The sequence below is a fragment of the Solibaculum intestinale genome (assembly GCF_040096205.1).
GTDB classification, from domain to species: Bacteria; Bacillota; Clostridia; order Oscillospirales; family Acutalibacteraceae; genus Solibaculum_A; species Solibaculum_A intestinale.
In genome coordinates, this window is the sequence record NZ_JBBMFD010000025.1 from 21,192 (window position 1) to 33,325 (window position 12,134).

Annotated in this window: 10 protein-coding genes and 1 pseudogene; 8 read left to right on the top strand and 3 right to left on the bottom strand. The window is 57.0% G+C overall.

Features of this window, described 5'->3' with window-relative positions; all coding sequences use genetic code 11:
* Nucleotides 1–9 precede the first annotated feature (9 nt).
* The 8 genes from gatA to rlmD all read left to right on the top strand — a co-directional run bounded on the left by gatA (nt 10) and on the right by rlmD (nt 9,520).
* Nucleotides 10–1,485, top strand: coding sequence for an Asp-tRNA(Asn)/Glu-tRNA(Gln) amidotransferase subunit GatA (gene gatA / locus WMO26_RS11485; protein ID WP_349220537.1), 1,476 nt, complete (start codon nt 10–12; stop codon nt 1,483–1,485).
* Complete coding sequence (gatB, locus tag WMO26_RS11490) at nt 1,482–2,915, top strand: Asp-tRNA(Asn)/Glu-tRNA(Gln) amidotransferase subunit GatB (RefSeq protein ID WP_349220539.1); 1,434 nt, start codon at nt 1,482–1,484, stop codon at nt 2,913–2,915. Before gatA ends, gatB begins: the two co-directional genes overlap by 4 nt.
* A 238-nt stretch (nt 2,916–3,153) precedes the next feature.
* Nucleotides 3,154–4,755, top strand: a complete 1,602-nt coding sequence (locus WMO26_RS11495) for an ABC transporter substrate-binding protein (protein WP_349220540.1) — start codon at nt 3,154–3,156, stop codon at nt 4,753–4,755.
* 38 nt (nt 4,756–4,793) lie between these two features.
* On the top strand, nt 4,794–5,786 hold the full coding sequence (locus WMO26_RS11500; RefSeq protein WP_349220542.1) for an ABC transporter permease: 993 nt from the start codon (nt 4,794–4,796) through the stop codon (nt 5,784–5,786).
* Nucleotides 5,783–6,601, top strand: coding sequence for an ABC transporter permease (locus tag WMO26_RS11505; protein ID WP_349220544.1), 819 nt, complete (start codon nt 5,783–5,785; stop codon nt 6,599–6,601). The genes WMO26_RS11500 and WMO26_RS11505 overlap by 4 nt, the downstream gene beginning before the upstream one ends.
* A gap of 22 nt (nt 6,602–6,623) precedes the next feature.
* Nucleotides 6,624–7,541 (top strand): ABC transporter ATP-binding protein, encoded by a 918-nt coding sequence (locus WMO26_RS11510; RefSeq protein WP_349220545.1) that lies wholly within the window; start codon nt 6,624–6,626, stop codon nt 7,539–7,541.
* A complete protein-coding gene (locus WMO26_RS11515; protein WP_349220546.1) occupies nt 7,531–8,163 on the top strand; it encodes an ABC transporter ATP-binding protein in 633 nt (210 codons plus the stop codon). The genes WMO26_RS11510 and WMO26_RS11515 overlap by 11 nt, the downstream gene beginning before the upstream one ends.
* Nucleotides 8,150–9,520 (top strand): 23S rRNA (uracil(1939)-C(5))-methyltransferase RlmD, encoded by a 1,371-nt coding sequence (rlmD, locus tag WMO26_RS11520; protein ID WP_349220548.1) that lies wholly within the window; start codon nt 8,150–8,152, stop codon nt 9,518–9,520. The genes WMO26_RS11515 and rlmD overlap by 14 nt, the downstream gene beginning before the upstream one ends.
* Before the next feature lie 135 nt (nt 9,521–9,655).
* Here rlmD and WMO26_RS11525 read toward each other — a convergent pair whose 3' ends face one another.
* The 3 genes and pseudogenes from WMO26_RS11525 to WMO26_RS11535 form a co-directional block, all read right to left on the bottom strand.
* Nucleotides 9,656–11,278, bottom strand: coding sequence for a recombinase family protein (locus WMO26_RS11525; RefSeq protein ID WP_435431558.1), 1,623 nt, complete (start codon nt 11,276–11,278; stop codon nt 9,656–9,658).
* Between the two features lie 100 nt (nt 11,279–11,378).
* On the bottom strand, nt 11,379–11,573 hold the full coding sequence (locus WMO26_RS11530) for a hypothetical protein (RefSeq protein WP_002334813.1): 195 nt from the start codon (nt 11,571–11,573) through the stop codon (nt 11,379–11,381).
* Between the two features lie 72 nt (nt 11,574–11,645).
* Nucleotides 11,646–12,134, bottom strand: a pseudogene (locus WMO26_RS11535) (MobV family relaxase); the annotation flags it as partial.

Consider the following 12,134-nt stretch of genomic DNA (forward strand, 5'->3'; position numbering starts at 1 on the left):
GGAGGCCCCATGATCAAACTGGATGAAAGCGCCCTTTCGCTGGGCGAACGGCTCAAAAAGCGGGAGGTCGGCGTGCGGGAAGCCGCCGGTGCCGTGCTCGAGCGCATTGAGAAAAAGGACGGGGAATGCCGGGCGTACCTGTCGGTATTCAAAGAGGAGGCGTTCAAACGCGCCGACGAAATTCAAAAGCAGATCGACGCGGGGGAAGCCGCGTCTCCGTTAGCCGGTGTACCCATGGCCATAAAGGACAACATCTGTGTCAAGGGCCTTCCCACCACCTGCGGTTCGCGGATGCTGGAACATTTCCGTCCGCCGTATGACGCCACGGTGACCACCCGGCTGCACGATGCGGGCGCGGTGCTGCTTGGGAAGCTCAATATGGATGAGTTCGCCATGGGCTCCACCACCGAGACCTCTTATTTCGGCGCCTGCAAAAACCCCTGGGATGTGACACGGGTGCCGGGGGGGTCCTCTGGCGGCGCGGCGGCTGCGGTGGCAGCCGCGGAAGCCTATTATACCCTGGGGTCGGATACCGGCGGCTCCATCCGCCAGCCTTGTTCCTTCTGCGGCGTGACCGGGTTAAAGCCCACGTATGGGGCGGTGTCCCGGTACGGCCTGGTGGCCTACGCTTCTTCCCTGGACCAGATCGGCCCTATCGCTCGGGACGCGAAAGACCTGGCGGCGGTGCTCGACGTGATCGTGGGCAAGGATGAAAAGGATGCCACTTCTGTGGACGCAGGGGAAGGCGGTTATCTCGTTTCCCTGACCGGGGACGTAAGGGGGCTGAAGGTGGGCATCCCATCGGACTATTTCGGAGAGGGCCTGGACGAAGAGGTCAAAGAAAAGGTACTCGCGGCGGCGAAGAAGCTGGAAGAGATGGGCGCGGTGGTAGAGGAATTCCCCATGCCTATGGTGGAGTACGCCATTCCAGCTTACTATATCATTGCTTCGGCGGAGGCAACCTCCAACCTGTCCCGGTACGACGGAATCAAATACGGCTTCCGGGCTGAGAAGTTCGACGATTTGATTGATTTATATGTCCAGTCCCGCAGCCAAGGCTTCGGTATGGAGGTAAAAAGGCGGATCATGCTGGGAAACTTCGTGCTGTCTTCCGGCTATTACGACGCTTATTATAAGAAAGCGCTGCAGGTAAAGGCGCTGATTAAGGGCGAGTTTGACAAGGCGTTCGAACGCTTCGACCTGCTTTTGGGCCCGGCGGCGCCCACCACGGCGCTCAAGCTGGGCGAAAGCCTCCAAGACCCGCTGAAAATGTACCTGGGCGACATCTATACCGTGTCGGTAAACCTGGCGGGACTGCCGGGCCTGGTGGCCCCCTGCGGATTTGACGGGCAGGGCCTCCCGGTGGGTGTGCAGCTCATCGGCAGACCTTTTGGAGAAAAGACGCTCTTAAATACGGCTTACGCCTATCAGCAGGCCACTGATTTTCATACCAAGCGGCCGCAGGAAGGGAGAGAGGACCGATGAAATACGAGATGGTCATTGGGCTGGAGGTTCACACCGAGCTTTCCACCAAAACGAAGATTTTCTGTTCCTGCACCACCCAGTTCGGCGGCGATCCCAACACCCACTGCTGCCCGGTCTGCACCGGGATGCCGGGCACCCTGCCGGTACTCAACAAAAGCGTGGTGGAGTACGCCATCCGGGCGGGGCTCGCGACCAATTGCACCATCACCCGGCTTAATAAGTTCGACCGGAAGAACTACTTCTATCCTGACCTTCCCAAAGCCTATCAGATTTCCCAGCTTTACCTGCCCATCTGCCAAAACGGCGCGGTGGAAATCGAGACAGGGGCGGGGGTAAAATCCATCCGCATCAAGGAAATCCACATGGAGGAGGATGCGGGCAAGCTGGTGCACGAGCCTTATGAGGATGCGACCTTGGCCGATTACAACCGCTGCGGCGTGCCCCTTCTGGAAATCGTGTCCGAGCCGGACTTCCGCTCGGCCGAGGAAGTGACCGCGTATCTCGAAAAGCTCAAAGCCACGCTGCAATACATCGGCGTGTCCGACTGTAAGATGCAGGAGGGGTCTCTGCGGGCGGATGTGAACGTTTCGGTGCGTCCGGTGGGACAGGAGGAGTTCGGCGTGCGCACCGAGATGAAGAACATGAACTCCTTCAAAGCGGTGGCCCGTGCCATTGACTATGAGTCCAAGCGGCAGATTTCCGTTTTGGAAGCGGGAGGCCGCGTCATCCAGCAGACCAGGCGGTGGGACGACGAGAAGGGCGAGTCCTTCGCCATGCGCTCGAAGGAAAACGCCCAGGATTACCGGTATTTCCCCGAGCCGGACCTGCCGCCAGTGGAAATCGGGGACGATTGGATCGGCCGGGTGGCCAAAGAGCTGCCCGAGCTTCCGGATAAAAAGCAGAAACGCTACGTGAAAGAGCTGGGCCTTCCGGAATACGACAGCCGCATGATTACCGCCTATAAGGCCATGGCGGACTTTTTCGAAGCGGCGGCGGAGCTGTGTCAGAAGCCCAAGGAAGTATCCAACTGGATGATGGGGGATCTGTTCCGCTTGCTCAAGGAGGAAGGAAAGGAAGCCTCCGAGCTGACCCTGGCCCCTCAAAATCTTGCCAAGCTCATCGGTCTGATCGACAAAGGAGTCATCAACCGCAACACGGCGAAAACTGTGTTCGAGGCGATGTTTAAAACCGGGGTGGACCCGGAAGTATACGTCAAAGAGCAGGGTCTGGAAATGGTGTCCGACCAAGGGGCGGTGGCCGCGGTGATTGCGCAGGTGCTCAAAGACAATCCCCAGTCGGTAGCCGACTTTCAGGGCGGCAAGGAGAAGGCCTTCGGTTTCCTCGTGGGCCAGTGCATGAAGGCGCTCAAGGGCAAGGCGGATCCCAAGGTCATCAACGAAACGCTGCGGGCGGCGCTGACAAAAGAATAAAAGAAACCGGTTTGTAATCCACACCTGTGCCGGGACGGCTTCGCTGTCCCGGCACCTTATTTGTGTACACGAGCCGTATCCGGCCGAAAGGAGGGGCCGGGGCTTGGCTATGTCATATAAGCGGCTTTTGTCCAGGCGGGCGAAATGCGCCGGAAGCGCAATCTAGTTGAAATCTCCCCTCAATTCGACTACAATAAAAGAATTCAAGCAAAATCACGCAAGTTGGAGGCAGGAATTCATGAAACGAACCATTGCCAAAAAAATCGCCTGGGCGCTGCTCCTTTGTATGCTGACCGGGCTCTTTTCCGGCTGTACCGATTCGTCCAAGTACCAGCGCAGCCCTACCGAGCTTGTGCTGGCGGGAGTGGGAGACGAGCCGGAGGCCGGGTTCGACCCCACCACCGGCTGGGGCGCTTACGGTACGTCCTTTCTTCACAGCACTCTGCTGCGGTATGACGAGACGCTTACGCTGGTCAATGATGCTGCGGAAGGCTGGCAGGTAAGCGGGGACGGGAGAACCTATTCGGTGCAGCTGCGCCGGGACGTGAAGTTCTCCGACGGCAAGGGGATGACCGCTCACGACGTGAAGTTCACCTATGAAACGGCGAAGAAAAGCAGCTCCAGCGTGGATTTGACCATGCTCGACTCGGTGGAGGTCACTTCCGCCTACTCGGTGGATTTTCACTTAAATACGCCCTCGTCGGTCTTTGCCAGCGTGCTGACCACCATCGGCATCGTACCCATGAACGGGTACGATGAAACCTACGGCCAGCATCCCGTCGGTTCCGGCCCCTATAAGCTCATCCAGTGGGATAAGGGTCAGCAGATTGTTCTGGTTCCAAACGAGTATTACTACGGGGACAAGCCCTATTACACGAGGCTCACCGTCCTGTTCCTGAGCGAAAGCGCGGCCTTCGCCGCGGCCAAGGCGGGCACGGTGGACGTGGCCATCGCCGCCACCGCTGTGGCGCGCAACCAGAAAATCGACGGCATGCAGCTCATCAACATCAAAAGCTGCGACAACCGGGGCATTTCCTTCCCCATGCAGAAGGTGAGCGCGCCGGACAAGGACGGCAACCCCGTGGGCAACGACGTGACCTGCGACCCGGCCATCCGCAAGGCCCTCAACGTGGGCATTTCCAGGGAAGAGCTGGTCAAGGGCATCCTGGCGGGAAATGGGTCCCCGGCCTATTCGCTGTGCGATTCTCTGCCTTGGTTTAACGAGGAAACGGTGTTTGCCGACAACGATCCCGGCCTCGCCAAACAGATTCTGGAGGAAGCTGGCTGGGTGGATGCAAACGGCGACGGCGTGCGGGAGAAAAACGGCGTCAGCGCTACTTTTAAGCTTTATTACCCGGCAGATGACAGCGTGCGTCAGTCCCTGGCGGTGGCGGTGGCGGACTTTGCCAAGACCATCGGCATCGTCATTGAGCTGCACGGGGCCAGCTGGAATGAAATTGAGCGGGTGATGCACGCGGAAGCGGTCATGTTCGGCTTCGGCAACTATACGCCTTTGGAAGTTTACAACATCTATGACAGCGCCATGTCTGGCGATTCCTATAATAACCCCAACTACTATCAGAATCCCACCGTGGACGGTTATCTCAAGCAGGCTATGGAGGCCACCAGCCAGGAAGAAGCGTACGAATATTGGAAGAAGGCCCAGTTTGACGGGACCACCGGCTTTGCCTACCAGGGCGATGCGGCCTGGATGTGGCTTGTAAACGCCGACCATGTTTATTACGTGCGCGACGGGGTGGATATCGGCACCCAGCGCCTTCATCCCCACGGGCATGACTGGCCGCTTCTTTGGAACGTGGCTGACTGGAAGGCAAAATAAACACGCAGGAATCCAAACAGCAGGAAGGAGGAAGAGGCATGGCGGGAAAAACAGCGCGGTTTTTACTAGGAAAGCTTCTTCGGATGCTTTCTTTGCTGCTGGCGTCCTGCCTGCTTTCCTTCTTTCTTCTGAGCCTGTCGCCCATCGACCCGGTGGAGGCCTATGTGGGCGCGTCGGTGACGGTGAGCGAGCAGCAGCGGGAAGAAATCGCCGCCCATTGGGGCCTTGATCAGCCTCCGGTCGAGCGGTTCGGCTTATGGCTTTCCTCCATCGCCCAGGGGGACTTTGGCACTTCGCTTCTCTACCGCCGCCCGGTGCTCGATGTGATCGGGGAGCGGTTTCTCGCTTCCCTTTGGCTCATGGGGATCGCCTGGATTTTTTCCGGGCTTATCGGTCTGGGGTTAGGCATCCTGGCGGGACGCAGAGAGGGAAGCCTGTGGGACAAAGGGATTCGCGGCTTCTGCCTGCTGTTGTCCTCCACCCCCACCTTCTGGGTGGGAATGGTGCTGCTTCTTATTTTCGCGGTGTGGCTTGGCTGGTTCCCGGTGGGGCTGAGCGTGCCCATCGGGGTATTGGAGCAGGATGTGACCCTTTTCGACCGGCTTTCCCATGTAATCCTGCCCGCCCTCACCCTGTCCTTAGCCGGCATGGCGCCCGTTGCGCTGCATACCAGGGAAAAGCTTATGGACATCAACCGTTCCGATTACATGCTCTATGCCCGGGCGCGGGGAGAAGGGGAGTGGACCGCCCTGCGCCGGCACGGCCTTCGAAATCTGGCCCTGCCGGCGGTTACCTTACAGTTCGCTTCCTTTGCGGAGCTGTTCGGCGGGTCGGTGCTGGCCGAGCAGGTCTTTTCCTACCCAGGGTTAGGCCGGGCGGCCACCGAAGCGGGCTTAAACGGGGACCTGCCTCTGCTTTTGGGCATTGTGCTTTTTTCCACCTTGTTCGTGTTTATAGGCAACTCAATTGCCGACCTGCTCACTTTTTTGATTGACCCGCGTATCCGCCGTCAGAAACGAGGTGGAGTATGAAACGGGTTTCTTCGGTCAAGACCTTGGCTGGGCCGGCAGCCGCCTCTATATGCCTGCTGTTTTTGCTTTTCTATGGGGTGTTCGGCGACCAGGGTCAACTGACCACCGACTTTTCTCAAAGCGGCCTTGCCCCTTCCTTCGACCACCCCTTCGGGACAGACTGGATGGGCCGGGACATGCTTACAAGGACCTTGTTCGGCATGTCCCGAAGCCTTGGGGTCGGGCTTCTGGCCGCGCTTATTAGCGCGGCGGTGGCCCTAGCATTGGGGACGGTCGCAGCGGTGGGCGGAAAACAGGCGGACCGGGCGGTATCCTGGGTCATCGACCTGTTTTTGGGCATTCCCCATATTTTGCTGGTTCTCCTGATTTCCTTCGCGCTGGGCGGCGGGATGAAGGGAGTGGTGGTGGGCGTGGCGGTCACCCATTGGCCCAGCCTTGCCAGAGTGGTGCGCGCAGAGCTTCTAAGCCTGCGAAGCGCGCCATACCTGCTCGTATCCAGGCAGATGGGAAAGGGACCGTTGTTCCTGGCGGCAAGGCATATGCTGCCCCACCTGCTTCCCCAACTGGTAGTGGGAACGGTGCTGCTTTTTCCCCACGCTATTTTGCACGAGTCCGCCATCACCTTTCTGGGCTTCGGCCTATCCCCCCACGAGCCCGCCATGGGAATCCTGCTCGCCGAGTCGATGGACTATCTGACCTCCGGCATGTGGTGGCTGGCGGTGTTCCCGGGGCTTAGCCTGCTGGCGGGCGTGCTTTTATTTCAGTACCTGGGAGGCTGGCTGCAAAAGAGGTTTACCAAAGAAGCCTCCATCTGACGAAGGAAAGGACGAAAAGGGCATGGAAAACCAGACGCTTCTGACCATTGAGGACCTGTCGGTGCAGTTTGTTTCTGCAGGGGTTCAAACCACTGCCCTGTCCGGCCTGAGCCTGACGGCAAAAAAAGGGGAAATTCTGGCGGTGGTGGGTGCCTCCGGCGCCGGAAAAAGCCTGCTTGCCCACGCGGTTTTGGGGCTATTGCCGAAAAACGCGGAGGTAACCGGGCGGATGACCTATAAAGAGCAGGCGCTCAACGAGAAAACCCTCCCTCGCCTGCGGGGAACGGAAATCACGTTGATTCCCCAGGCAGTCACCTACCTTGACCCGTTGATGCCGGTGGGGCGTCAGGTCTATTATCCTATGAACAAACAGGAGGGACGGGCGAAGACGGCCGCCCTCTTTGAAGAATACGGCCTATCGCCGGAGGTAATGAAAAAGTACCCTTTTGAGCTCTCCGGCGGGATGACCCGCAGAGTGCTCTTTTCCGCGGCGGTGCTCAGCGGGGCGAAGCTTCTGCTGGCCGACGAGCCCACCCCCGGCCTTTCCAGGGAGACCGCTCGGCATGTGCTGCGTCATCTGCGCGCTTTTGCCAAGGAGGGGCGAACGGTGCTGCTCATCACCCACGATTTGGACTTGGCGGTGGAATGCGCCGACCGGGTGGCGGTGCTTTACGCGGGAACCCTGCTGGAAATCGCCCCAGCCACCGACTTTACCGAAGACGGAGCAGCCCTGCGCCATCCTTACAGCCAAAGCTTGTGGAATGCGCTGCCTCAAAACGGGTTTCACCCGATTGCGGGAAATATGCCTTCGCCCGGCGAACGGGTGAAGGGTTGCCCCTTTGCTCCCCGCTGCCTGAAGAAAACGGCTCTATGCTGGGAAAAACCGGTACCGCTGCGCCCTCTTCGGGGTGGGACCGTGAGGTGTATACATGCGACTTGAAGGAATCGACTTGGTGGTAAGCTATTCAAAGCGTCCGGTGCTCCAAGGGCTTTGCTTTTTCATGGAGGAAGGGGAGCGGGTGGGACTGGTCGGTCCCAGCGGCTGCGGCAAATCCACTTTGGCAAAGGTGCTTTCCGGAATGCTTTGCCCTCAGGCGGGAGAAGTACGGCTGGACGAAAAGCCGCTGCCCAAAAAGGGGTACCGGCCGGTACAGCTCATCTTCCAGCATCCGGAGCAGGCGGTGGACCCCAAGTGGCGGATGGAACAGACTCTCAACGAAGGGTATTTTCCCGACCAGGACGTGCAAAACGCGCTTGGCATCGAAAAGGAATGGTTCACCCGGTATCCAAGAGAACTGTCGGGCGGGGAACTGCAGCGGTTTTGCATTGCCCGTGCCTTAGGACCCAAGACAAGGTTTTTGCTCTGCGACGAAATCAGCACCATGCTCGACCCCATTACCCAGGCTCAGCTGTGGGAGCTATTGCTCCACTTCAGTGAAAAACGGGGAATGGGGCTCTTGGTGATTACCCACAACCGGACGCTGGCCGAACAGGTCTGCACCCGCATCGTGGAATTTGAGGATTTAAACGGGAAAGGGGAGGAACCTCATGCAAAAAAATGACGAAATTACCCTTCGCATCACCGGTATGACGGCGGAAGGCGCTGGTGTGGGTCGAGCGGAAGGAATGGCGGTGTTCGTTCCCTATGCCGCTCCGGGAGACCTTTTGCGTGCCCATGTGGTTAAGGTGCATAAAACCTACGCCTTCGCGAAAATCGAAGAGATATTGGAGCCCTCCGCCGACCGGGTGGAGCCGGATTGTCCGGTATTCGGCCGGTGCGGCGGCTGTGTCTACCGGCATTTGACCTACGAGGCGGAGCTTAAGGCAAAGCGCCAGCGAGTGCAGGACGCGCTGACCCGCATTGGAGGGATGCCAATCGAAGTGCCGCCGGTTCTCGGCAGTGAAGCGGTGGACGCTTATCGAAATAAGGCCCAGTACCCGGTAGCGCGGGTAAATGGGCAGCTACAGATCGGCTTTTTCGCCCCCCGCAGCCACCGGATTGTCGACTGCCGGGACTGCCGCTTGCAGCCGCCCGAGTTTACCGCCGCGGTAAAAGCCGTGGCTGGTTGGATGGAGCGGTACCAGGTTTCCGCCTACGAGGAGAAGAACCACAGGGGCCTTGTGCGCCACATTTATCTGCGCAAGGGTGAGAAAACCGGACAGGTGATGGTCTGCCTGGTGGCAAACGGCAAAAGACTGCCCCATTCGGATAAGCTGCTGGAAGCATTGCGCGAGCAGGTTTTGGGTCTTGCCAGCGTGGTACTCAATGTCAATGAAGCGCGCACCAATGTGATTGTGGGGGAAACCTGCTGCACGTTGTGGGGGATACCGGCGATTGAAGACGTGCTGTGCGGGATTCGGGTATCCATCTCCCCGCTGAGCTTTTACCAGGTTAACCGCCGCCAGTGCCAGGTGCTCTACCGCAAAGCCGCCGAATACGCGGGGCTCACTGGGAGCGAAACCGTGCTCGATTTGTACTGCGGGACCGGGACCATTGGTTTAACCATGGAGAAAAAGGCCGGACGCATCATTGGGGTGGAGGTGGTTCCCCAAGCGGTGGAGGACGCCAGGAAAAACGCCAGGCGAAACGGCATAGATAATGCAGCCTTTCTGTGCGCAGACGCGGCCACTGCCGCCGCCCGGCTCGCAAAGGATGGTATCCGGCCGGACGTGGTGCTTCTCGACCCGCCTCGCAAGGGCTGCACAGAAGAATTGGCCGCGACCGTTTCCCAGATGGGGCCTGGGCGGATTGTGTACGTGTCCTGCGACCCGGAGACGCTTGCGAGAGATTTAAAAGTCTTCGGAGCGCTCGGCTACCATACGAATGCTGTGCAGCCGGTGGACATGTTCCCCCGCACCGCCCATGTGGAAACAGTGGCGCGGCTGACAAGAATTAATAGGAAGCTGGAAAACGCATAGATGAGATTAGTTAGTTGGAATTGTAATGGTAAGTTTCGGGAGAAATGCAAGGTCATTAGCGATTTGGATGCAGATATCTATGTGATTCAAGAGTGTGAAAACCCGGTATCACATAGTTAAAAATATTGGTGTCATTTAATCAATTTTGCCGATAAAGCGGTAGAAGATTTCTACCTCCTGTTCCCGGCTTCCGTCCTCACCTTTGACCGCTTCATGGACAACGATTTTTTCAATCAGCGTATTCAAAAGTTCGGCGGTCAGTTCTGTTGGATTGACGCACTCTTTCATCAAGGCAATCCATTTTTCTGCGTCTGCGGCACTCTGGCTTTCAGCGGCAATAGCAGATTGAAGCTGTTCAATCTTTTCTTCCAGTTCCGCCTGTTCGCTTTGGTACTTCCCGGACAGCATATTGAAGTTGTATTCTGTGATACGCCCCGCCGCCCAGTCCTCATACATCCGGGCAAACAGGGTATCGACCTCGGCTTTCCGCTTCTCCGCTTTTTTCAGTTCAGCAGCCTGTTTTTTTCTTGCGGCGGCCTGTCCTTTGTCATTGGCGTTCAGCAGCCGTTTCAAAAGCTGTTCTTCATCGTGCTGTACCAGCGCCGACCAGTATTGCAGACGGGAGAGGACATAGGCGTAAAGCACATCATAGCGGATGTAGTGCATGGAGCATTGGCGTGTGCCTTGCCCGTTCTTGCTACAATGGTAGTAGCCATAGGGCTTGCTGTTCTGTCTGTTCTCCCCGTAGGCCAGCGACCAGCCGCAGTCCGCACACTTTATCAGCCCCGCAAAAATCTGTGTCGTGCCATTCTTGCGCTCCCTCCGGCGGCTTGCGATCTGCTCCTGTACCTGCCGGAAAACCTGTTCGCTGATAATCGGCTCCTGCGTGTTCTCCACCCGCACCCATTCGCTTTGGGGCTTGCGTATCCTCCGCTTGTTCTTAAAGGAAATATTGGTCTCCCGGTAGTGGATGGTATGGCCGATGTAGGTTTCATCTTTCATAATGCTTTTGACCTGCGCTATCGTCCATGCGTAGCCTTTTTCCTCTGGTGCGCCAGCATAGATATTGGCGAAAGTCCCGTCACGCTGGAAGTTGATAAATCCCGGCGTCGGTACTTTTTCCGCAATCAATATCCTTGTAATGCTGGCCGCCCCTTTGCCGTGAATAGCAAGGTCAAAAATCTTCTCCACGATCCAGCGGGTTTCCTCGTCGATTATCAGCTTGTTTTTGATTTCCGGGTGTTTCCTGTACCCGATGGGAGCATAGGCGCCGATACGCTGTCCTGTGGCAAACTTCGCTTTGAAAGCGGCCTTTACCTTGCGGCTCGTATCTTTCGCAAACCATTCATTGAACAGGTTTTTGAATGGGACAAAATCGGAAAGCCCTTTTTCTGTGTCCTCATTCTCCGCAACGGCGATATAGCGCACTCGTTTTTCCGGGAACAGAAATTCCAGATAGTAGTCCATCATCACATGTTCCCGCCCAAAACGAGACAGGTCTTTCGTGACAATGCAGTTTACTTTTCCGGCTTCCACATCGTCCATCATGCGCTGAAAATCCGGCCGTTCAAAGTTCGTCCCCGACCAGCCATCGTCCACATACTCACCGACTACATGAAGCCCCTGTTCCTTTGCGTACTGTTGCAGGATTGTCCGCTGTGTTTCAATGCTTACACTGTCACCATAGTTTTCATCGTCCCGGCTCAATCTCATATAAAGCGCTGTGTTGTAAATCGTAGTATTGTAAGGTTGTTTCACCGTTAAAAATCCTCCTTCTAAAGAAACAACCCACGCTTACAATACTTTTGCTCTATGGCAATTATATCATAAGCGTGGGCGTGCTATCAATGATGGGCTATCAGGTTGAAGCGGCTTTTTCTGCGGTGTGCCGCACCACATCTACAATCAGATCACCGAGGGGCTTCCCGCCTGCGGCGAAGTGTTCGGAGATTTTTATACGGTTGTTCCCACATACAAAATACTGCGTGCCGTTCTCTGCTTGTATGACCTGCCCTGTCCGGGGCGTAAAAATATCGCTTTCGCTTTTTGCCATCCAGTGTCCTCCATATTCAGTTTTCAAGGTACAATGCCGCACAGGGGCGGCGAAAATTTCTGCTTATATCTATCACCTTTCCTTTACCGTGTGCCGCTGCTGCCGTTTCAGTTCCGCCAGTATATCCGGCGGGATACGGTTAACCAGCCGCTGTAAATTGTCCAGTTCGCTTTTCAGCTTTGCCCGTTCCATCGTATCTTTCATCTTTCCTTTTTCGCTGGCCTTTGCCCTTGCTTCCAACTTCTCATTCTCCGCCAACAGGTCATTGATCGTGACCTTGTACTTTTTCAACTGCCCGGAGAAGTTCTCCATCTGCGGGAACCACCTTTTCAGCATGGAGAGGGCTTCCTCTTTTTTCTTTCCGGCGTTCAGCGGGTTAATGCCGTCAAGGGCGACTTCAATGGCTCTGGCCTGTTTGGAGAGGGAAACAGCCTGTTTGAAAAGCCGGGTGGGGATATGCTTCCGGCCTGTCTTGCTGGCACTCTCCCCACGCTCCAAGTCAGGATATTTCTCCACCATATAGGCGTGAAAATCGTCCTGCCACTTCGTCAGGTTTGCCCG

What these genes read in the sequence shown, in the direction of transcription:
- gatA (WP_349220537.1), top strand. Translation starts at nt 10, where the DNA reads ATGATCAAACTGGATGAAAGCGCCCTTTCGCTGGGCGAACGGCTCAAA.
- gatB (WP_349220539.1), top strand. Translation starts at nt 1,482, where the DNA reads ATGAAATACGAGATGGTCATTGGGCTGGAGGTTCACACCGAGCTTTCC.
- WMO26_RS11495 (WP_349220540.1), top strand. Translation starts at nt 3,154, where the DNA reads ATGAAACGAACCATTGCCAAAAAAATCGCCTGGGCGCTGCTCCTTTGT.
- WMO26_RS11500 (WP_349220542.1), top strand. Translation starts at nt 4,794, where the DNA reads ATGGCGGGAAAAACAGCGCGGTTTTTACTAGGAAAGCTTCTTCGGATG.
- WMO26_RS11505 (WP_349220544.1), top strand. Translation starts at nt 5,783, where the DNA reads ATGAAACGGGTTTCTTCGGTCAAGACCTTGGCTGGGCCGGCAGCCGCC.
- WMO26_RS11510 (WP_349220545.1), top strand. Translation starts at nt 6,624, where the DNA reads ATGGAAAACCAGACGCTTCTGACCATTGAGGACCTGTCGGTGCAGTTT.
- WMO26_RS11515 (WP_349220546.1), top strand. Translation starts at nt 7,531, where the DNA reads ATGCGACTTGAAGGAATCGACTTGGTGGTAAGCTATTCAAAGCGTCCG.
- rlmD (WP_349220548.1), top strand. Translation starts at nt 8,150, where the DNA reads ATGCAAAAAAATGACGAAATTACCCTTCGCATCACCGGTATGACGGCG.
- WMO26_RS11530 (WP_002334813.1), bottom strand. Translation starts at nt 11,573, where the DNA reads ATGGCAAAAAGCGAAAGCGATATTTTTACGCCCCGGACAGGGCAGGTC.